The 19,994-nt window shown below is 69.9% G+C and carries 17 protein-coding genes and 2 pseudogenes; 5 read left to right on the top strand and 14 right to left on the bottom strand.

The genetic code is table 11. From position 1 onward, the window contains the following. Positions 1-18 precede the first annotated feature (18 nt). Positions 19-84 (top strand): annotated as a pseudogene (locus EAO75_RS48480) (hypothetical protein); the annotation flags it as partial. 65 nt (positions 85-149) lie between these two features. Continuing rightward, a pseudogene (locus EAO75_RS47000) lies at positions 150-380 on the top strand (tetratricopeptide repeat protein); the annotation flags it as partial. Between the two features lie 57 nt (positions 381-437). Here the strand turns inward: EAO75_RS47000 and EAO75_RS03650 are convergent. The 8 genes from EAO75_RS03650 to EAO75_RS03620 all read right to left on the bottom strand — a co-directional run bounded on the left by EAO75_RS03650 (position 438) and on the right by EAO75_RS03620 (position 8,149). Then, on the bottom strand, positions 438-1,052 hold the full coding sequence (locus tag EAO75_RS03650; RefSeq protein WP_147993541.1) for a response regulator transcription factor: 615 nt from the start codon (positions 1,050-1,052) through the stop codon (positions 438-440). After that, the gene (locus tag EAO75_RS03645) at positions 1,049-2,218 is read right to left on the bottom strand and encodes a sensor histidine kinase (protein ID WP_147993540.1); all 1,170 of its coding nucleotides are present in this window, start codon (positions 2,216-2,218) and stop codon (positions 1,049-1,051) included. Before EAO75_RS03645 ends, EAO75_RS03650 begins: the two co-directional genes overlap by 4 nt. Continuing rightward, entirely contained in the window at positions 2,215-2,955 is a 741-nt protein-coding gene (locus tag EAO75_RS03640; RefSeq protein WP_147993539.1) for an ABC transporter permease, read from the bottom strand. The genes EAO75_RS03645 and EAO75_RS03640 overlap by 4 nt, the downstream gene beginning before the upstream one ends. Beyond that, complete coding sequence (locus EAO75_RS03635) at positions 2,952-3,905, bottom strand: ABC transporter ATP-binding protein (RefSeq protein ID WP_187284291.1); 954 nt, start codon at positions 3,903-3,905, stop codon at positions 2,952-2,954. Before EAO75_RS03635 ends, EAO75_RS03640 begins: the two co-directional genes overlap by 4 nt. Positions 3,906-4,035: 130 nt before the next feature. After that, positions 4,036-6,459 (bottom strand): hypothetical protein, encoded by a 2,424-nt coding sequence (locus tag EAO75_RS45580; protein WP_187284290.1) that lies wholly within the window; start codon positions 6,457-6,459, stop codon positions 4,036-4,038. A 160-nt stretch (positions 6,460-6,619) separates the two neighbouring features. Beyond that, positions 6,620-7,027 carry a DUF6113 family protein gene (locus EAO75_RS03630; RefSeq protein WP_147993538.1) on the bottom strand — a complete coding sequence of 136 codons (408 nt, stop codon included), beginning with the start codon at positions 7,025-7,027 and terminating at the stop codon, positions 6,620-6,622. Continuing rightward, entirely contained in the window at positions 7,024-7,908 is an 885-nt protein-coding gene (gene mshB, locus EAO75_RS03625) for an N-acetyl-1-D-myo-inositol-2-amino-2-deoxy-alpha-D-glucopyranoside deacetylase (protein WP_147993537.1), read from the bottom strand. Before mshB ends, EAO75_RS03630 begins: the two co-directional genes overlap by 4 nt. Before the next feature lie 46 nt (positions 7,909-7,954). Then, positions 7,955-8,149 carry a hypothetical protein gene (locus tag EAO75_RS03620; protein ID WP_019755516.1) on the bottom strand — a complete coding sequence of 65 codons (195 nt, stop codon included), beginning with the start codon at positions 8,147-8,149 and terminating at the stop codon, positions 7,955-7,957. Positions 8,150-8,324: 175 nt separating this feature from the next. Between EAO75_RS03620 and EAO75_RS03615 the strand changes: the two genes are divergently transcribed. Then, positions 8,325-10,445: a S9 family peptidase gene (locus tag EAO75_RS03615; protein ID WP_147993536.1), complete on the top strand. Its 2,121-nt coding sequence runs from the start codon at positions 8,325-8,327 to the stop codon at positions 10,443-10,445. 13 nt (positions 10,446-10,458) lie between these two features. Here EAO75_RS03615 and EAO75_RS03610 read toward each other — a convergent pair whose 3' ends face one another. The 6 genes from EAO75_RS03610 to EAO75_RS03585 form a co-directional block, all read right to left on the bottom strand. Further along, positions 10,459-10,761: a hypothetical protein gene (locus tag EAO75_RS03610; protein ID WP_147993535.1), complete on the bottom strand. Its 303-nt coding sequence runs from the start codon at positions 10,759-10,761 to the stop codon at positions 10,459-10,461. A 217-nt stretch (positions 10,762-10,978) separates the two neighbouring features. Further along, positions 10,979-12,028, bottom strand: a complete 1,050-nt coding sequence (locus EAO75_RS03605; RefSeq protein WP_147993534.1) for an ABC transporter ATP-binding protein — start codon at positions 12,026-12,028, stop codon at positions 10,979-10,981. After that, a complete protein-coding gene (locus EAO75_RS03600) occupies positions 12,021-12,995 on the bottom strand; it encodes an ABC transporter ATP-binding protein (protein WP_147993533.1) in 975 nt (324 codons plus the stop codon). Before EAO75_RS03600 ends, EAO75_RS03605 begins: the two co-directional genes overlap by 8 nt. Positions 12,996-13,003: 8 nt before the next feature. Continuing rightward, the gene (locus tag EAO75_RS03595; RefSeq protein ID WP_147993532.1) at positions 13,004-14,020 is read right to left on the bottom strand and encodes an ABC transporter permease; all 1,017 of its coding nucleotides are present in this window, start codon (positions 14,018-14,020) and stop codon (positions 13,004-13,006) included. Beyond that, positions 14,013-14,936 carry an ABC transporter permease gene (locus EAO75_RS03590; RefSeq protein ID WP_147993531.1) on the bottom strand — a complete coding sequence of 308 codons (924 nt, stop codon included), beginning with the start codon at positions 14,934-14,936 and terminating at the stop codon, positions 14,013-14,015. Before EAO75_RS03590 ends, EAO75_RS03595 begins: the two co-directional genes overlap by 8 nt. A 7-nt stretch (positions 14,937-14,943) precedes the next feature. Beyond that, complete coding sequence (locus EAO75_RS03585) at positions 14,944-16,566, bottom strand: ABC transporter substrate-binding protein (protein ID WP_147993530.1); 1,623 nt, start codon at positions 16,564-16,566, stop codon at positions 14,944-14,946. 496 nt (positions 16,567-17,062) lie between these two features. Between EAO75_RS03585 and EAO75_RS03580 the strand changes: the two genes are divergently transcribed. Beyond that, positions 17,063-18,091 carry an ABC transporter permease gene (locus tag EAO75_RS03580; protein WP_147993529.1) on the top strand — a complete coding sequence of 343 codons (1,029 nt, stop codon included), beginning with the start codon at positions 17,063-17,065 and terminating at the stop codon, positions 18,089-18,091. A 77-nt stretch (positions 18,092-18,168) separates the two neighbouring features. Then, positions 18,169-19,926, top strand: coding sequence for an ABC transporter substrate-binding protein (locus EAO75_RS03575; protein ID WP_147993528.1), 1,758 nt, complete (start codon positions 18,169-18,171; stop codon positions 19,924-19,926). Positions 19,927-19,994: the final 68 nt, after the last annotated feature.

Here is a 19,994-nt window from a genome sequence, read left to right as displayed (position 1 = left end):
GGCCAGGCCTACGTCCCCGTGTTCAGCTCCGAGGAACAGTTCCGCCAGGTCGTCGGCGCCCACCTGTCGTACACCATCGCCCCCGCCGTGGAGTTCGCCCGCGGTCTGCCCCCGCAGGTGGGCATCGCCGTGAACCCGGGCGGCGTGGTCGGCCCGAGCGGACGGATGTGGGGTTGTGGGCGGTGGAGTTGTCGCTGTTGCTGCCGTCTCATCCGGCTCGGTTGCGGTTCGAGCGGGCGCAGTTGCTGGTGCAGCGGGGTGACTTCGTCGAGGGGGCCGTGGAGTTGGAGGAGTACGCGGAGTTGATCTGCGCGGTGGATGAGGGGGCGGCGGAACAGGTGCGGGGGCAGGCTCGGGCGGCTCGGGCGATGTTGAACTAGTTCGCCTTCTCGCCGTAGGGGTTCTGCTGTCGTGCTCCTGCTTGCCGGACCGGCGATCTACAGCCAGCCCTTCTCCCTCGCTATCCGCACCGCCTCCGCCCGGTTCCGTACCGCCAGCTTCTGGATCGCCGTCGAGAGGTAGTTGCGGACCGTGCCCTGGGACAGGTGCAGGGTTGCCGCGAGTTCGGCGTTCGTCGAGCCGTCCTCCGCCGCTCGCAGGACCTCGCGTTCGCGGTCCGTCAGCGGGTTGGCGCCCTCTGCCAGGGCCGCTGCCGCCAGGGTGGGGTCGATGACGCGCTCCCCCGCGAGTACCTTGCGTACCGCCTCGGCCAGTTGGGCCGCGGGGGCGTCCTTGACCAGGAAGGCGTCGGCGCCGGACTCCATCGCGCTGCGGAGGTAGCCGGGGCGGCCGAAGGTCGTGAGGACGACGAGCTTCACGGCCGGCAGCTCCGCGWGCACGAGCGCCGCCGCCTCGATGCCGGTCGCGCCCGGCATCTCGATGTCCAGGAGCGCCACGTCCACGTCGTGCTCGCGGGCCGCCGCCAGGACCTCGTCGCCGCGGGCGACCTGGACGACGACCTCGATGTCGTCCTCCAGGCCGAGCAGGGCGGCCAGGGCTTCGCGGACCATCGACTGGTCCTCGGCGAGGAGGACCTTGATCGTGCGGCTCATGTGCCGGATCCTACGTGCGCCGTGATCGCGGCGGACGGGACCCGGGCGATCAGGCGGAACCCGTGCCGACTCCCGCCCGCCTCCAGGGTGCCGCCGGCCTTCGTCAGGCGTTCCGTGAGGCCGGTCAGGCCGTGGCCGGGCGCGTTGCCCTTGTCGCCCGAGCCGTCGTCCTCGACGGAGAGTTCGAGGACGGGGCCGTCGAGGGTCTGGCGGCGCACGAGTTCCACCGTGCAGCGCCGGGCGCCGCTGTGCCGTACGACGTTGGTGACCGCCTCGCGCAGCGCCCAGGCGAGGGCCGTCTCGCTGTCCTCGGGGACGCCGGAGAGGTCCGGCTCGGCCGGGAGCTCGGCCGCCACTTCGGCCGCCGTCAGGGCGACTTTGGCGCCCGCCAGTTCCGCGGCCAGGCGCGGGCGGCGGTAGCCGGAGACGGCCTCGCGTACGTCGACCAGGGCCTGGCGGCTGACCTGCTCGATGTCGGCGACCTGTTGGGCCGCCTTGTCGGGGTGGCCGGGGAGCATTCGGCCCGCGAGTTCGCTCTTGATGGTGATCAGGGACAGGGAGTGGCCGAGCAGGTCGTGCAGGTCCCTGGCCAGGCGCAACCGCTCCTCGTTCGCGGCGAGTTGGGCGACCGTGGCGCGGGCTTCGCGCAGCGCGATCGTCGTGCGGACGAGTTCCCGTACGCCGGTCATGGCGAAGCCGCCGAGCAGCGCCGGGATCAGCAGCCCGGCCAGGAAGGCCTTGCCGCCCGGTGTCAGGAGTGCGATGACGGTCATCAGCGCGGACGCCGCCGGGATCGTCCAGCGGGCCATGCGCAGCGGCAGGGCCGCGCCGGACGCGATGGAGACGTACACGAACAGCACCAGCCACTCCCGGCCCAGGGTGAGGGCGAGGACCGTGGACTGGGCGGCGAGGACGCCCAGCGAGGCGAGGACGACGCGGTTGCGTTCGCCGCGGCCCGTGCGGAAGACCAGCAGCATGTACCAGGTGACGAACGCGGCGAGGCCGATCAGGCCCAGCAGCCGGACGCCCGGGCTGTGGCCGCCGTGCAGCAGGTCGTTGGCCGGCGCGCTCAGGTACACCAGCCAGATGCCGGTCCACAGGAGCTTGACGAACCGCTGCTTGCCGTTCTCCGGGCGCTGCCCGATGCCGACGCCTGTGCCGCTCACGCCTTCAACGTGTCCTTCCGGTACAGCCAGGCCGCGCCGCCGGTGAACAGGGCGAAGAAGACGGCGAGGACGGCGACGTCCTTGAGATGGGGGGCCTGGTTCTGTTCGATCGCCTGCCCGAGGGCAGCGTACGCGTGCGTGGGCACCCACTTGGCTATGTCCTGCAGCCAGCCAGGGAAGGACGTGGTGGGCATCCACAGGCCGCCGAGGATGGACAGCCCGAAGTAGATGATCATCGTGATCGGGCGGACCGCGTCCCCGCTCGCCAGGTACCCGATCGCCACCCCGAGCGCGGCGAAGACGAGGCTCCCGGCCCAGATCGCGCCGGTGAGCGCCAGCCACTGCCAGGCGTCCAGGCGTACGTCCTTCACGGCCGCGGCGACGATGAAGACGATCACGATCGACGGCAGGCTGACCACGGCGGCACTCGCGGTCTTCGCCAGCACATACCCGCGGCCCGGGAGCGCGGTCAGCCTGAGCTGTCGTACCCAGCCGCCCTCCCGCTCCTTGGCGATGCGCTCGCTGTTGCCCATCAGGACGGCCGTCAGGGCGCCGAAGGAGGCCATCGAGACCATCATGTACGTCGGCAGGGTCAGGCCCGTGCCGTCGACCTTGGCCGTGCTGTCGGCGCTGCCCGCGATCAGCAGGAACAGGATCGACGGGTAGGCCACCGAGAAGAACAGGAACTTGCGGTTACGCAAGGCGCGGGCGAGTTCGAGCCTGATGAGACCGTTCATGACCGGCGTGCCTCCTCGGCGGCGGTGATGGCGACGAACGCCTGCTCCAGACCGAGCCCGGCGACTTCGAGATTGCGGGGGTACAGGCCGAGGCCGTAGAGGGCGTGGACGGTGGCGTCGGCGTCGGCGGACTGGATGCGCACGGTGTGCCCGGACACGTCCAGATACGTCAGGAAGGGCAGCTCCCGCAGCGCCGCCTCGTCGATCGGGTCGGTCGGGTCGTCGGCCAGGTCGAAGGAGATCCTGCGCGCGCCGGCCTTCGCCTTGATCTCGGCCGCGGTGCCGTCGGCCAGCAGCCGGCCCCGGTGCAGGACGAGCACGCGGTCGGCGATGGCGTCGGCCTCCTCCAGGTAGTGCGTGGCGAACAGGACGGTCCGCCCCTGGTCGGCCTGCTCGCGCATGGTGGCCCAGAAGGCCTGGCGGGTGGTGACGTCCATGCCGGTGGTCGGCTCGTCGAGGACGATCAGGTCGCTGTCGCCGGCCGTCGCGAGGGCGAAGCGGACCCGCTGGGCCTGGCCGCCGGAGAGCTTGTCGACCTTGCGGTCGGCGATCTGCGTGACGCCCGCGCGGGCGAGGACCTCGGAGACGGGGTACGGCCGCGGATGCAGATCGCAGGCCAGCCGCACCAGTTCGGCGACGGTGACCTCGTCCATCAGCCCACCGCTCTGCAGCATGGCGCCCACGCGTCCGGCGACGATGGCCTCACGCGGGCCCGCGCCGAAGAGGCCGACCGTGCCGCTGTCGGGCTGCTTGAGGCCGAGCAGCAGGTCGAGGGTGGTCGACTTGCCGGCCCCGTTCGGGCCCAGCAGGGCCACGGTCTCCCCCGGATGCAGCGCCAGGGTCAGCCCGTCGACCGCCCGCACGCTCCCGTAGCTCTTGCTCACCTGGTCGAATCCGACCACCGGAGTCGCCGTGTCCGGCGCCGCCGTTTTCAGCCCTGTCGTTGTCATGCGTTCCAGGGTGGCCGCGCGGGGCCGGGGCCCGGCAGTGTCGGCGGTCCTGACTGCCGGATGACAGATGTCATACGACGACAGGGGGCACCCGGCGAGTGCCGGGTGCCCCCTGGTCCGAGCGGCTGCGCTAGCTCGGGTTGGTGTCGATGGTGACGGTGCGCTCCGCCGCCGTCTTGGCGCGCAGCGCCTTGCGCAGGGCTGAGGCGACGTCCTGCGGAAGGACATCGCGCTTGCCGCTCGCGCCGTTGATCTGCACGCCGTCGAAGGTGGCGCCGTAGGCCGCCTTGAGGGCGTTGAGGTCGTAGGTGTCCACGAGCTTGCCGTCGACGGCCTTGACTCCGAGGATCTTCGGCAGCGACAGGGAGCCGAACGGGATGCTGTGCGCGGCATCCGTCTGGATCGTGACCTTGTTGGCCATCGCCGGTTCGGCGAACTCCTTCATGAACCGGTCGACCTCGGCGTTCGTGATCTTCGGCTGCTGGGCGGTCGTGGCGACCTGCACCGCGGCGGACTCGCCCGTCTCCACCTGGGTGCGGTAGGCCTCCTCGACCGCCGTGGTCGACTTGGCGACGTCGATGCCCTGGCCGGCCTTGCCGTACACGGCGACCGCCTTGCCGGACTTGAAGGTGACCGTGCCCTCGGTCACCGAGCCGGAACCGCCGGAGGCGTCCTGCAGGGCGGCGTGCAGCTTCTCCTCGTCGGTGGGCATGGCCGGGTCGACGACCCGCTGGCTGCCGAAGAGGGAGCCGATGACGGAGATCGGGTTGTAGTCGCTGCTCGCGGCCGTGCTGACCGTCGACTGCATGTCGAACTGGAGCCCGGCCTTGTCCGGCTCCAGCGACACGGTCTTGCCGCCCACCGACAGCTTCAGCGGCTTGTTGACCCGCTCGTCGAAGGCGTCGTTGAGCTTTTTCACCGCGTCGTCACGGGTGCCGCCGCCGATGTCGACGCCGAGCACGGTGGTGCCCTTGGGCACGTCCGTGTGGTTCATCAGCAGGCCCGCGCCGTAGAGGCCGCCCGCGAGGACGAACACGCCGCCGCCGACCAGCGCCAGCTTGTTGCGGCCCTTCTTCTTGGGCGCGCGGGAGGACGAGGAGCTCGACGAGGACGGCTCGGGGAGCTTCGGGGGCGTGTGCGGCCCCGACGGCTCGGCACCGCCCGGCCCGAAGGGGCCGCTCTGGGCGCCTGCGGGCACGACCGGGATGCCGCTGGTGACGGTGTGGCCGGAGACGTTGTCGGCGACGCCGCCGTAGTTCGGGTTGCCGGGCTCGGGGGCCGGCTTCTGCGGGGTGAGGATCGCGGTGTCGTCGCTCAGCCCGCCGCCGGGACCGCCGGGGCCCGGGGTCGGGAACGGCGTACCGGGGCCGCCAGGGCCGGGGCCGTTCTGACCCGGGCCGTTCGGACCGCCGCCGGGGACGCCCGGGCCGTTCGGACCGCCGCCGGGCCGGGTCGGGCCGACGTTGATGCCGGGAATGCCGGGGCCGCCGGGCCCCGCGCCGAGGGCCGGCGGCATCGCCGGGCCGTCGCCGGTGACCGGACCGGTCGTCGGGCCGGCGGGGCCCTGCGGGCCGCCCCGGCCGCCACGGCCGTTCGGGCCGTTGAAGTCGCTGGAGCCACCGAAGTCGCTCGGGGCGTTGAAGTCGGCGGCGGGGTCGAAGCCGCCGGGGCCGCCCTGGGCGCCGTAGCCGCCCGGACCGTTCGGGCCGGCCTGCGCGCCCTGGCCGCCGAAGCCGTTCTGCCCGTTCGGGCCGCCGGTGCCGTTCTCCGCGAAGTACGGCAGGTCGTCGCGGCGCGCCTCGCCGCCGGGGCGGGCGCCATTGCCGTTGCCCAGCGGGCCCGCCGCCAGTGCCTCGGTCACGTCGAAGGAGCCGGTGCCGCCGCCGTGCCCGGGAGCCACCGGTCCGCCGGTCGCTCCGGAGAGCCCCGCGCCGTTCGCGCCGCCCGGACGGGAGCCGCCGTCGGGCCGTGCGCCGTTCGGACCACCAGGACGGGGGCCGCCGGGCGCGCTCATCGAGCCGACGACACCCCCGGGCCGCCCGGCACCCGCGCCGGGCGCCGTGGCACCAGCGGCCGGGCCGCCGGCACCGCCCGCGCCGGGCCCCGAACCGCCGGGCAGACCGGCACCGTTGGTGGCCGGGCCGCCCTGACCGCCCTTGCCCCCCGAGGACTTGCGCGGTGCGAACCAGTCGCTCGTCTTCTCCCCCGCCTGCGCGGCGGGTTCGGCCGGGGGCTCGACAGGGCCCGCGGCCGGCGGCGTGGCGCCGGCGGGCGCCGGTGGCTCGGTGTCGGCGATGTCGCCGGGGTGGTCGGCTTCGGAGACGGGCTTGCGGACGACGACCGGCGGAATGGGCCGCGATCCGGGGATGTTGATCCGGATCCGGGTCGTCAGCGTGGTCTCGGTCTTGCGTTCCTCCGGCTGCGAGGCCGAACGGCCCTCGTTCGCAGCGCTGTCGGAAGCCATGGGGGTCCCGTACGGCGGCGTGCCCGAGGGGTATGCGGCTCCGCCGCGCCCGTTGGGCCCGGAGGACGGAGTGTCAGTTTCACGACTCAAGGCAGGTTCTCCCGGTTGGCTCCACCGCCCGTTTCGACCTCATTGCTGTGGGCGGCTCGGCGGCGCGCACCACCATACTGGCCACGTCTGGCCCGCATCCCACGACCGCCTGGGAAACCCACACGGGACTCGCACGAGTACTTCGTGGAGAAGTGGTACGTCACTTGGCAAGTCGGACGCCGTCGCCACCCGGTTGCCGCAACGGCGCGAGGGTGGCGCAGATCACAGCCACAGCCATGCCGCCGAGCAGGAAGAGATAGGAGGCGGCTCCCGTGCCGAAGACGAAGTCGCCCTCCGGACGGCTGGCGGTGAGCAGGATGACGGTGATCATCCAGCCGCCTGCGGGCGCGACGGCCCCGGCGCGGCTTCCCGTCGCCCGGCCGGCGCCCAGCAGGAGCCCGGCCTCGCCCGCGAGCGCGAGCAGCAGCCCGCCCGGGAACCACGCGGGCTGTACGAGCGCACCGGCCACGCCGACCACCGCGCCGAGCACGAAGAGCCCGAGGTAGGCGAGGGCCCGCAGGGCGGAGGGCCGCTTCAGCTTCAGCGGCTGGGCGAGCATCGAGCTCATGACGCCTCCCCGGACGTGAGAGACGCCTCCCCGGGCGTGAGACCGGCGAACAGGTCGGACTCCGTCCCCGCCCCCGGCTCACCGCGCACCAACTCGTAGTACTCGGTGGTGAAGAGGGGCTGCGCCAGCTCGTTGGACAGCGCGAAGTACGGCTCGGCCACGTCGATCTGGGTGGCGTGCGCCCGCATCGCGGCGGCCTTGGCGGCGGCGTGCGCGGTGCCGTCGATCACGGTGGTGATGCGCTCGTCGTCGACGACGCCCGGTACGTCGTCGACGGTGGCGGTCTTGCTGAAGGGCAGTGCGGGCAGATCCGCCTGAAGCCGGGCGAAGGCCTCGTCGGCGACGGTGCGCGGGACGCGGTTCCAGTAGATCCTGGGGATCTCCCACCCGGCGTCCACGGCCAGCTCGGCCGCGCGCGTGGCGACGCGGTGGGCCTGGATGTGGTCCGGGTGGCCGTAGCCACCGTCGGGGTCGTAGGTGACCAGGACCTGGGGGCGTACCTCCAGGATCACCTCGACGAGCTCGCGGGCCGCCTCGTCGACGTCCGCCTGCCACAGGCTCGCGGGGTCGTCGTTGTCGGCGAGGCCCATCATCCCCGAGTCCTCGTAGCGGCCCTTTCCGCCGAGGAGACGGAAGTCCTCGACGCCGAGCTCGCGCATCGCGGCGGTGAGCTCGGCCAGGCGGTGTTCGCCCAGCTCGGCGCCGGTCAGGTGCCGAAGCTCCGCGGGGATGACCTCGCCGTGCTCGCCGAGGGTGCAGGTCACCAGGGTCACCCGGGCACCCTCGGCCGCGTACCTGGCCATGGTCGCGCCGTTGTTGATCGACTCGTCGTCCGGGTGCGCGTGCACCAGGAGGAGACGCCGGTCGGGCTGATCCTTCATGGACCCCACCCTACGAGGCGCCGCCGACAACGCCGCGCGGCGTCGCTCAGAACTTGATGCTTCCGATCATGCCCGCGATGTTCGTCGTCAGCTCGCTGATGGTGGGAGCGACGGTCGAGGACGCCAGGTAGAAGCCCAGCAGCATGCAGACCACCGCATGTCCGGCCTTCAACCCTGATTTCTTGATCAGAAGGAAGACGATGATCGCCAGCAGCACCACCGCCGAAATCGAGAGTGCCACGGCGGCTCACCTCCAAGAATCCCAAGCGCGGGGGTCGGACTATGGGGGCAGATAAATCCATCCAGCAGCCAGCAGGTTCATACCCACTATGCGGTTGTGATCATAACTATCCGTACGTGCGCATCGATCGGCGCACAGCCGCACAAGGGGGCGCACTGGCCAATATGGTCGGGGCATGACGACCGACCCTGTGTCCTTCCCCCGACGGCACGCCCGCACCCAGAGGTTCACGCTCGGCGCGCCGCGCGCGTTCGCGGTGGCGCCCGACGGTTCCCGTGCCGTGTTCCTGCGCTCCACCTCCGGTACGGACCCGGCGAGTTCGCTGTGGGTGCTCGACACACAGAGCGGCGAGGAGCGCGTGGCCGCCGACCCGCGCGCCCTGCTGGGCGGCGCCTCGGAGGACCTCTCGGCCGAGGAGCGGGCGCGGCGCGAGCGCAGCCGTGAGGGCGGCGCCGGCATCGTCGCCCACGCCACCGACACCGCCGTAGAGTTGGCGTCTTTTGCCTTGTCAGGGCGGCTTTTCACGGCCGAGCTACAGGCCGGGACGGCACGCGAACTCACCGTCCCGGGGCCGGTGATCGACCCGCGCCCCTCCCCCGACGGACGGCACATCGCCTACGTCGCGCAGGGCGCCCTGCGCGTGGTGGGGGCCGAGGGCGAGGGCGACCGTGCGCTCGCCGAGCCGGAGTCGGACGGCGTCACCTACGGGTTGGCCGAGTTCGTCGCGGCCGAGGAGATGGCGCGCTACCGGGGCTTTTGGTGGAGCCCGGAGTCGGACCGGCTCCTGGTGGCGCGCGCGGACGACACGCCGGTGCGCCGGTGGTGGATCTCCGATCCGGCGCGTCCGGAGCGGGAGCCGCAGCGGGTGGCGTACCCGGCGGCGGGGACGCCGAACGCGGACGTGCGGCTGTTCGTGATCGGGCTGGACGGGGTGCGCACCGAGGTCTCCTGGGACCGGGCGCGGTACCCCTATCTGGCGCGAGTGCACTGGTCAGCGGCGGGTGCGCCGCTGCTGCTCGTACAGGCGCGCGACCAGCTCAGCCAGCTGTTCCTGGCCGTGGACCCGGCGACGGGGGCGACCCGGATGGTGCACGCCGACGAAGATCCACAATGGCTGGAACTTTTCCCTGGGGTGCCCTGCTGGAGTCCTGCCGGGCATCTTGTGCGCATCGCCGACGAGGGCGGGGCGCGGGTGCTCACGGTGGGCGAACGCCCGCTGACAGGACCCCAGTTGCACGTCCGCGCGGTGCTGGACGTCACCTCCGACGACGTGTTGATCTCGGCGTCGGCGGGCGAGGCGGCGGCCGAGCCCGAGATCGGCGAAGTGCATGTGTATCGGGTGAACGAGCTCGGCGTGGAGCGAGTGTCACAGGAACCCGGCGTGCACGCGGCGGTGCGCGCCGGGGGCGTGACGGTGCTGGTGTCCCACACCGCCGACCGGCCCGGGGCGCGGGTCCAGGTTCTTCGTGACGGGAAGCCGATTGGCTTGGTCCGCTCCTACGCCGAAGATCCAGGCCTGTCCCCGCGCATGACACTGACCACAGGGGGCGCACGCCGCATCCCGTGCGCCGTGCTTATGCCTCGGGACTACGCCGGTGGCACTCCGCTGCCGGTTTTGCTGGATCCCTACGGGGGACCGCACGGCCAGCGGGTGGTGGCCGCCCACAACGCGCATCTCACCTCGCAGTGGTTCGCCGACCAGGGTTTCGCGGTGATCGTCGCGGACGGCCGCGGTACGCCGGGCCGCTCGCCGGCCTGGGAGAAGGCGGTCAAGGACGACATCGCGGCGGTCGTGGTGCAGGACCAGATCGACGCGTTGCAGGCGCTCGCCGAGCGGTTCCCGCTCGATCTGACCCGCGTGGCCATCCGCGGCTGGTCCTTCGGCGGCTACCTTGCGGGGCTCGCGGTGCTGCGCCGCCCGGACGTCTTCCACGCCGCCGTGGTCGGCGCCCCGGTCACCGACCTGCGCCTGTACGACACCCACTACCAGGAGCGTTACGTCGGGCACCCCGACGAACAGCCGGAGGTCTACCGGCGCAACTCGCTCATCGACGACGCGGGCCTGGTGGAGGCGGCCGAGCCGCACCGCCCGATGATGATCGTGCACGGGCTGGCGGACGACAACGTGGTCGTCGCGCACTCCCTTCGCCTGTCCTCGGCACTGCTGGCCGCCGGCCGCCCGCACGAGGTGCTGCCGCTGTCCGGGGTGACCCACATGACCCCGCAGGAGGAGGTCGCGGAGAACCTGCTGCTGCTCCAGCTCGACTTCCTGAAGCGGTCGCTGGCGCTGAACTGACCCCGGGGCCCGGTCAGTTGCTCTGCTGCCACCCGAGGAAGACCAGGAGGGGAAGGCCGGTGAGAAGGAGGTGGACAACGCCGGTCTTCCAGTGGCGCAGCGCCGCAGCCAGGGCGAAGCCGCCGCACGTCAGCGCTGCCGTGAAGACCAGGATGCCGTGCTGCCCCTCGGCCGCCCGCCGGTCGGCGTATCCGTCGAAGCCGGAGCCGATGCCGGAGACGACCATGCCGAGGCCGAGGATGATCATGAGCAGGACGTCGAGGACTCCTACGAGGACGGCGATCAGGCCGTCGTGCCGGCGTGGTCGGCGTTCCATGGGCCAAGCCTGTCGCAGGAGCGGGCCCGGGTCCTGAGTACCCGTACTCATGTGACCTCCCCCTTGCGTCGCCCTCGGCGCTTCTCAAGGTGCCGACACGGCAACGGACCGGGGTGACATGGCGCACCCCGGTCCGTTTACGGCACCCGCACGGCCGTACGTTGTTCAGCCTGACGCGTCCGTATATCGGTATCGGGTCGGTCAAGTTGCCTGTGTGTTAACGCAGTTCGGGGGTGTTTGTGCGGCTATGGCCGACCGGTGCGGCCTCCGCGAAGTGGCACGCCGACTCGTGCAGCGCGGGTCCGCTCAGCTCCTGCAGCCGCGACGGCACCGCGAGCACCGGCACCTCCTCGGCGCAGCGTTCCCGCGCCTTCCAGCAGCGGGTGCGGAAGCGGCAGCCGGAGGGGACGTTCGTCGGGGAGGGCACGTCGCCAGAGAGGATGATGCGCTCGCGGCGCTCACGGGCCCGCGGGTCGGGGACGGGGACCGCGGAGAGCAGCGCCTGGGTGTAGGGGTGCGTGGGGTGGTCGTAGATCTCGGTGTCCCTGCCGCTCTCCACGATCCGGCCGAGGTACATCACCCCGACCCGGTCCGAGATGTGCCGGACGATCGACAGGTCGTGGGCGATGAAGACGTAGGAGAGGTCGAACTCCCGCTGGAGGCCGGCCATCAGGTTGATGACCTGGGCCTGCACCGAGACGTCCAACGCGGAGACCGGCTCGTCGGCGACGATGACCTCCGGGCGCAGGGCCAGGCCCCGTGCGATGCCGATGCGCTGGCGCTGGCCGCCGGAGAACTGGTGCGGATAGCGGTTGATGTACTCGGGGTTGAGGCCGACCACGTCCAGCAGCTCCTGGACCTTCCTGCGCCGCTCTGACTTGGGTGCCGCCTCGGGGTGGATCTCGTACGGCTCGCCGATGATGTCGCCCACCGTCATACGGGGGTTGAGGGAGGTGTACGGGTCCTGGAAGACCATCTGGATGTTGCGGCGTACGGCCTTCAGGGCGCGGCCGGACAGCCGGGTGATGTCCTCGCCCTTGTACTTGATCGAGCCGGCCGTCGGGCGTTCCAGGTTGACCAGCATCCTGGCGAGCGTCGACTTGCCGCAGCCGGACTCGCCGACGATGCCCAGGGTTTCGCCGCGGTGGAGCGTGAGGTCGACACCGTCGACCGCCTTGACCGAGCCGACCTGCTTGCGGAAGAGGACGCCCTGAGTCAGCGGGTAGTGCTTGACGAGCCCGCTGACCTCCACGATCGCCTCAGCCATTGAGGCACTCCCTCCAGAAGTGGCAGGCGCTGCGCCGGACTTCGGAGACCTCGTAGGGGGGAGGCACGTCGGTGCGGCACACGTCCTGGGCCATGGGGCAGCGGGGATGGAAGGCGCAGCCCTGCGGGATGTCCATGAGGTTGGGCGGCAGGCCCTTGATGGCGTAGAGCTCCCGGCCCTTGAGGTCCAGGCGCGGGATGGAGTCCAGCAGGCCGCGGGTGTAGGGGTGGGCGGGCGCCTTGTAGAGGTCGTGGACCGGCGCCGACTCCACGATCCGGCCCGCGTACATCACCGCGATCCGGTCCGCCACGTCCGCGACGACGCCGAGGTCGTGGGTGATGAGGATCAGGCCCATGTCGTACTCGCGCCGCAGCTCCGCCAGCAGATCCATGACCTGGGCCTGGACCGTGACGTCGAGGGCGGTCGTCGGCTCGTCGGCGATGATGAGGGCCGGCTCCAGCGCGAGGGCCATCGCGATCATGATGCGCTGGCGCATGCCGCCGGAGAACTGGTGGGGGTACTGCCTGACGCGCTCCTCGGCGGCCGGGATGCGGACGCGGTCCATCAGCTCGACGGCCTTCGCCCGCGCGTCCTTGCGCGACATGCCCCGGTGCACGACGAACATCTCGCCGAGCTGCTCCCCCACGCAGAGCACGGGGTTGAGGGACGACAGCGCGTCCTGGAAGATCATCGCCATCTCGGCGCCGCGGACCTTGCGGCGCTGCTCCTCCTTCAGCTGGAGCAGGTCCCGGCCCTGGAAGAGGATCTCGCCCCCGGTGATCCTGCCGGGCGGCATGTCGAGAATCCCCATCACGGCCTGCGCGGTCACCGACTTGCCGGACCCGGACTCCCCGAGCACCGCGAGCGTCTCCCCCGCGTCCACGCCGTAGCTGACCCCGTTGACGGCCCGGGCGACCCCGTCCCGGGTCCGGAACTCCACGTGCAGGTCCCGCACTTCGAGCAGCATGCGGCGGCTCACCTCAGCTTCGGGTCGAGGGCGTCGCGCACGGCGTCGCCGAGCATGATGAACGCGAGGACGGTGACCGCGAGCGCTCCGGACGGCCACAGCAGGGCGTGGGGGGCGTTGCGGATGTAGGGGGAGGCCGCCGAGATGTCGATGCCCCAGGAGACGCTCGGGGGCTTCAGGCCCACGCCCAGATAGGACAGGGTCGCCTCCAGGGCGATGTACGTGCCCAGCGCGATGGTCGCGACCACGATCACCGGGGCCACCGCGTTCGGGGCGATGTGGCGCAGCAGGATGCGGGTGTTGGAGGCACCCAGGGCGCGGGCGGCCTGGACGTAGTCGTTCTGTTTGGCGGTGATGACGGCGCCGCGTGCGATGCGGGAGATCTGCGGCCAGCCGAGCAGCACGATGAAGCCGATGACGGGCCAGACGCTGTTGCTGGTGACGACCGACAGCAGGACCAGACCGCCGAGGACGACCGGGATGGCGAAGAAGACGTCCGCGATCCGGGAGAGGAACGAGTCCCACAGGCCGCCGAAGAAGCCGGCGAGCGCGCCCAGCACCGAGCCGAGGAGCGCGACCCCGAGCGTGGCGCAGAAGCCGACCGAGACGGACGTACGGGCGCCGTAGACCGTGCGTGTGTAGACGTCGCAGCCCTGGCCGTCGTAGCCGAAGGGATGGCCCGGCCCGGAGCCCTGCTGGGCCTTGGCGAGGTCGCACTTGAGGGGGTTGCCGGAGGCGATCACCGACGGCCATACGGAGATGACCACCAGGAAGACGATGATCAGGGCCGAGACGATGAAGACCGGGTTGCGGCGCAGGTCGCGCCAGGCGTCGGACCACAGGGAGCGGGGCCGGCCCGCCGTCTGCGCACCGCCGCCCGGCCCGGCCCCGTCGGCGGCCGGCGGCCCCTTGTCCAGCGTCTGTGCCTCTGCCGTGGCGAACCCCATCGCCCCGCCCATCGCCGTCCCGGCCCCCGTTCCCGTTCCCGCGACGGCGCCCTCGGACTCGAACGGCGGCTCAGGCATAGCGGATCCTCGGGTCGAGTACGGCGTACAGGAGGTCGACGACCAGGTTGCAGAGGAGGAACACGAGGACGAGGACCGTCACGAAGCCGACGACGGTCTGGGTGTTCTGGCGCAGGATGCCCTGGTAGAGCTGGTAGCCGACGCCGTGGATGTTGAAGATCCGCTCGGTGACGATCGCCCCGCCCATCAGGAAGCCGACGTCGGCGCCGATGAAGGTGACGACGGGGATGAGGGAGTTGCGCAGCAGGTGCCGGGTGACGACGCGGCGTCTGGGCAGGCCCTTGGCGATGGCCGTGCGGACGTAGTCGGAGCTCCGGTTCTCCGCGAGGGAAGTGCGGGTCAGACGGGTGACGTACGCCAGGGAGACCGAGGCGAGGACGAGGCCCGGAACGATCAGCTCGCCGAAGGGGGCGGCCGGGGAGACCGACGGCCGGATCCAGCCCCACTCCACACCCAGCAGCAACTGGAGCAGCAGACCGGTGACGAAGGTGGGGACGGAGATGACGACGAGGGTGATCAGGAGGACGCCGGTGTCGACGGGGCGGCCGCGCCGCAGGCCGGTGACGACGCCGAGCGTGATCCCGATGAGGACCTGGAAGAAGATCGCCACGATCGTCAGGCGGATGGTGACGGGGAAGGCCGTGGACATCAGCTCGGTGACTTCCTGGCCGTTGAACGCCGTACCGAAGTCCCCGGTGAAGACGTTCCCCATGTAGGTCAGGTACTGCTGCCACACGGGCTTGTCGAGGCCGAACTCCTTGCGCAGCTGGGTGGCCGTCGCCGGGTCGCACTGCCGGTCGCCGCACAGGCCCGCGATGGGGTCGCCCATCACGTTCACCATGAGGAAGATCAGCAGGGTGGCCCCGATGAACACCGGGATCATCTGCAGCAGGCGCCGGACGACGTAGCTCCCCATGCCGGACTCAGCCGACCTTGATCTCGTTGTAGACGGGGACGCTGAAGGGGTTGAGGGCCACGTTCGACAGCCGCTGCGACCAGCCGGCGCTGCCGTTCTGGTACCAGAGCGGGATCGACGCCATGTTGTCCCGGACGACCTCCTCGGCCTTCTGGAAGGTCTCGACGGCCTTCGCGGGGTCGGTCTCGGCGTTCGCCCGGTCGACCAGCTTGTCGAACTCCTCGCTCGACCACTTGCCGTCGTTGGAGGAGGCGTCCGTGTAATAGAGGGGCTGGAGGAAGTTCTGGGTCAGCGGGTAGTCCATCTGCCAGCCCGCCCGGAAGGGACCGGACAGCTTCTGGGTCGTGGACTTGCTGCGGAAGTCGGCGAAGGTGCCGATCGGGTTGCCGACGCAGGCCCGGTCGTTGTCCAGGGCGTTGTTGATGGAGTTGCAGACGGCGTCCACCCACAGCTTGTGGGAGCCGGTGTCCGCGTTGTAGGTGATCTTCACCTGGCCGCCGGGCAGCCCGCCGCCCTCCTCGATCAGCTTCCGGGCCGCGGCGGCGTCGTACCGGCACCACTGGCCGCACAGCCCCGCCTTGTAGCCGCCCTCCGCGCCGAGGACGGGTGAGGTCCAGTCGGTGGCCGGGGTGCGGGTTCCCTGGAAGATGGTCCGGGTGATCTGCTCGCGGTCGATCGCCCGGGACAGCCCTTGGCGGACCTTGACCGAGCCGGGCTTGCTCCAGTCCTTGTCGTAGTGGGGGAAGGACAGGGTCTGGATGATGCCGGCCGGGGTGTTGAGGTAGCGGTCGCCGAGGTCGCTGCGGACGTTCTTCAGCTGCTGGGCCGGTACGTCGTCGACGAGGTCGAGGTTGCCGGCCATCAGGTCGGTGTAGGCCGTGTTGTTGTCCGTGTAGACCTTGAGGGTGACGCCGCTGTTGCGCGCCGCGTCCTCGCCCGGGTAGGCGTCCCACTTCGCCAGCCGCATCTCGGAGCCCTTTGTGTACGACTCCACGGCGTACGGCCCGTTGCCGACGGGCTTGGACAGCCAGGCGGCGTGGTCGTCGAAGAACACCCGGGGCAGCGGGACGAAGGCGTTGTAGCCGAGGGTCTCGGGGAAGCTGGAGAACTTCTGGCTGAGCCTGACGGTGAAGGTCCGCCCGTCCACGACCTTCAGCCCGGACATGGTGTCGGCGCTCTGCTCGCCCTTGGCGGGGTGGACCTGGTCGTAGCCGTCGATGTAGCTGAAGAAGTAGGCGTTCTTCTGGTTGTTCTTCAGGCTCGCCCCGTAGTTCCAGGCGTCCACGAAGGACTGGGCGGTGACCTTCTCGCCGTTGCTGAACGTCCAGCCGTCCTTGACGGTGACGGTGTAGTTCTGCGAGTCGGGGGTCTCGATCCGCTCGGCGAGCATGTCCTCGGCCTCGCCGGTCTTCGGGTCGTACTCCTTCAGCCCGCGGAAGATCATGTACAGCACCTTGCCGCCCTGCACCTCGTTCGTGTTCGCCGGCTCCAGCGGGTTCTGCGGATCGGTCCACGAGGAACTCAGGCCCGCGCCGCCGTCGCCGCTGTCACCCCCTCCTCCGCAGGCCGTCGTGGCGAGCGCAACCGCCATCGCACACGCGGCCCATCGGGCGTGCGTCCCTCCACGCATGGACTGCCTCCTCCGGTGCTGATCCGTTACGGGCCAATATCGAGTCAAAAGCCGCATAGCGCACACGGACTCCAGCCAATGGGGCGACACACCATCCGGATGCCACGCATCCGCGTGAGCGACGTATCGGACTTGTCCCGACCGCTCCCTCCACACGACCCGTCGATCTTCGAGAAGTCACGCAATGGATCTTCGCCATCCGATGCCGAACCGTTGGATACCGACCTCGGGATGTACACATTTCGATACAGGAGCGTCCGCATATCGAACTCGATGCCCGAATAGTCCAATTGGTCCGAGTCAAGGCACGACTCCATCACGTTGCGCTACCCGCGTAGCTACGGAACGGTCAAGGCAGGGTAAAGAACGTAAAGAGACAACCAACTCGGGCGAGAATTTATTGACCTTGAATGAATTGCGTTGAAAAAGTCCGGCGTAGCCCGTAGGGGAGGTTGCCCTGCGGAGTCATCAGACCCTCCCTTGGGCCAGGAGCACCATGACCCCCCCAACTCCATCCGCGGCTGCCCCGCTTGAGGCGACTGACGAGAGCATCGACAAGTCGCCTTCGCCCTCCACCCCTAAGGGCAGCGAGAGCCGCTCGCCGGGACGGCTGGCGTGGAAGCGCTTCAAGCGCGACCGCACGGGCGTCATATCGGCGTACGTCGTGATCTTCTTCTTCGCCATCGCGCTCGYTGCTCCGCTCATAGCCAAGCTGTACGGGAAGGATCCGTACACCACCTATGCGAGCAAGCAGCCCGAGCTGCTCAACGCCTTCGCGTACCCGGCGGGTCCGAACGGCGGCATCAGCTCCGACTTCTGGTTCGGAGTCGAGCCGCAGCTCGGCCGCGACGTCTTCACCTTCCTGCTCTACGCCATCCGCACCTCGCTGGGCATCGCCCTCGCCGCCACCGTGCTCACCGTCGTCGTCGGCGTGGTCATCGGTGTCACCGCGGGCTATCTCGGCGGCAGGACGGACTACCTCGTGGGCCGGATCATCGACATCCTCCTGTCGTTCCCGTCCACCCTCTTCTTCATCGCCTTCATGCCTGTCGTGTACGGGCTCTTCGTCGCCCCGGACGAGAACATCCCGACGTCGCTGCGTGCCGCGGGCCTGATCATCGTCCTGTCCGCCTTCGGCTGGGCGTCCATCGCCCGTCTGCTGCGCGGCCAGGTACTCGGCCTGCGCGAGCGGGAGTTCGTCGAGGCTGCCAAGGTCACGGGCGCATCACCGCGGCGTATCGTCTTCAAGGAGCTGCTGCCCAACCTGTGGACGCCGATCATCATCCAGTCCACGCTGATGCTCCCGGCATTCGTGACCGCGGAGGCGGGTCTCGCCTTCCTCGGCGTCGGCATGATCGACCCGACCCCGGACTGGGGCGTCATGATCCAGCGAGGCGCACAGTTCTACACCGAGGACCTCACCTTCATGCTCTTCCCGGGCCTGTCCATGGTGATCTTCGTGCTCGCGTTCAACCTCCTCGGTGACTCGGTGCGTGACGCACTCGACCCGAAGTCCAAGCGCTGACTCCGGCTCTTTTCAGGACCACGGCAACAGCCGGGGTGCCGGATCTCTCTCATCAACCCACTTCAAGGCAGGATGCGATGTCCTTCTCGCGTAGAAACTTCCTGATCGCCACCGGCGTGGCCGCGGCGTCCACCTCGGTACTGAGCGCGTGCAGCAGCGGCAGCGAGGGCGGCTCGCAGGACAAGGCCCCGAAGGTCACGGGCTCCAAGACCACCGAAATCCCCGTGGGCACCAAGGCCGACTCCACCGGCCCCGCCCCCGAGGTCAAGGGCGCGGTCAAGGGCGGGACGATCTACTCGCTCCAGCAGTTCGACATGGACCACATGGACCCGGCGCAGATCTACGTCTCGACCGAGGCCGCCATCACCGTCCCGATCATGCGCGGTCTGACCGGCTACAAGCTGGACGACAAGGGCAACGCCGTCCTGGTCGGCGACGCCGCGACCGACGCCGGCACCATGAAGGACGGCGGCAAGACCTGGTCGTACACCATCAAGGACGGCATCAAGTGGGAGGACGGCACCGACCTCTCCATGGACGACGTCCGCCACACCTTCGAGCGCCTCTTCGCGGCCTTCGTCGTCGAGGGCCCGCGTTACGTCCAGGACTTCCTGGAGGGCGGCGACAAGTACAAGGGCCCCTACGAGGGCAAGAGCCTCGACTCCATCGAGATCGACGGCAAGACCATCACCTTCCGCCTCAAGGAAGCCCGCGTCGACTTCAACTACACGCTCGCGATGCGTGGTTACTCCCTGGTGCCGAAGGCGAAGGACACCAAGGAGAAGTACGACAAGAAGCCGGTCTCCTGCGGCCCGTACAAGGTCGACAGCCGTAGCATCGGCAAGTCGATGACCTTCGTGCGCAACGAGCACTGGGACCCGAAGACGGACTCGATCCGCAACGCCTACCCGGACAAGTACCTCTTCCAGTTCGGCTACGAGCTGGTCGCGTCGACCGACCGCTGGATCGCGGACCAGGGCAACGACCAGTACGCGGTGCCGATCTTCAACGAGATCGCCCCCGAGCGCCTCGCCCAGGTCCTCACCAACGCCGAGTACAAGAAGCGCGTGCTCACCGCGGTCGACACGGTCACCTACTACTGGCCGATCAACATGACCCGCATCAAGGACCTCAAGGTCCGCCAGGCCATCAACTACGCCTGGCCGCACCAGCAGCTCCAGACCATCGGCGGCGGCGCGGCCAGCCAGGAGATCGCCACCACGATCTTCGCCCCGGTGACCCCCGGCTACACCAAGTTCGACCTGTACGGCGTGGACAAGAAGCCGGGCGGCAACCCCGAGAAGGCCAAGGCCCTGCTGAAGGAAGCCGGCAAGGTCGGCCAGAAGCTGGTCATCGCCTACCAGCAGTCGGACACCGCGGTGAAGACCGCCGTCGCCATCAAGAACGCGCTGGAAGAGGCCGGCTTCACGGTCGTCAACAAGCAGGTCGACAAGTCGACGTTCTACACCCAGATCGGCAAGATCGACAACGACTTCGACCTGTTCGCCGCCGGCTGGAGCCCGGACTGGCCGGGCGGTTACTCGCAGTTCTACCCCTGCTGGAGCGGCAAGAACATCGGCGACGGCCGCAGCAACTACGCCCAGCTGGACGACCCGGGCGTCAACAAGGCCATCCAGGCCGCGGGCCAGATCGCGGACGTGGAAGAGGCCAACAAGGCCTGGGGCAACGTCGACAAGATGATCATGGAGCTGGCCGCGGTCGTCCCGGACTACCACAAGATCCGGAACTACATGTACGGCTCCAAGGTCGGCAACGTGATCTGGGACGCCGGCAACACCTGCGTCGCGCTCTCCAAGCTCTACGCCAAGAAGTAAGCGAGCACGAAGATCACCATGGACAGGCCCGGGAAGAGCATGAAGGTGAGGTCCTCGGTGTAGAACTG

It is taken from the genome of Streptomyces sp. UW30 (assembly GCF_008042075.1).
GTDB lineage: Bacteria > Actinomycetota > Actinomycetes > Streptomycetales > Streptomycetaceae > Streptomyces.
This window is presented reverse-complemented; position numbering and strand designations above follow the sequence as displayed.

Bases quoted from the DNA above. Each gene is read 5' to 3' on its own strand.
- EAO75_RS03640 (WP_147993539.1), bottom strand. From the start codon at position 2,955: ATGAACGGTCTCATCAGGCTCGAACTCGCCCGCGCCTTGCGTAACCGC.
- EAO75_RS03635 (WP_187284291.1), bottom strand. From the start codon at position 3,905: ATGACAACGACAGGGCTGAAAACGGCGGCGCCGGACACGGCGACTCCG.
- EAO75_RS03630 (WP_147993538.1), bottom strand. From the start codon at position 7,027: ATGAGCTCGATGCTCGCCCAGCCGCTGAAGCTGAAGCGGCCCTCCGCC.
- mshB (WP_147993537.1), bottom strand. From the start codon at position 7,908: ATGAAGGATCAGCCCGACCGGCGTCTCCTCCTGGTGCACGCGCACCCG.
- EAO75_RS03615 (WP_147993536.1), top strand. From the start codon at position 8,325: ATGACGACCGACCCTGTGTCCTTCCCCCGACGGCACGCCCGCACCCAG.
- EAO75_RS03610 (WP_147993535.1), bottom strand. From the start codon at position 10,761: ATGGAACGCCGACCACGCCGGCACGACGGCCTGATCGCCGTCCTCGTA.
- EAO75_RS03605 (WP_147993534.1), bottom strand. From the start codon at position 12,028: ATGGCTGAGGCGATCGTGGAGGTCAGCGGGCTCGTCAAGCACTACCCG.
- EAO75_RS03600 (WP_147993533.1), bottom strand. From the start codon at position 12,995: ATGCTGCTCGAAGTGCGGGACCTGCACGTGGAGTTCCGGACCCGGGAC.
- EAO75_RS03595 (WP_147993532.1), bottom strand. From the start codon at position 14,020: ATGCCTGAGCCGCCGTTCGAGTCCGAGGGCGCCGTCGCGGGAACGGGA.
- EAO75_RS03590 (WP_147993531.1), bottom strand. From the start codon at position 14,936: ATGGGGAGCTACGTCGTCCGGCGCCTGCTGCAGATGATCCCGGTGTTC.
- EAO75_RS03585 (WP_147993530.1), bottom strand. From the start codon at position 16,566: ATGCGTGGAGGGACGCACGCCCGATGGGCCGCGTGTGCGATGGCGGTT.
- EAO75_RS03575 (WP_147993528.1), top strand. From the start codon at position 18,169: ATGTCCTTCTCGCGTAGAAACTTCCTGATCGCCACCGGCGTGGCCGCG.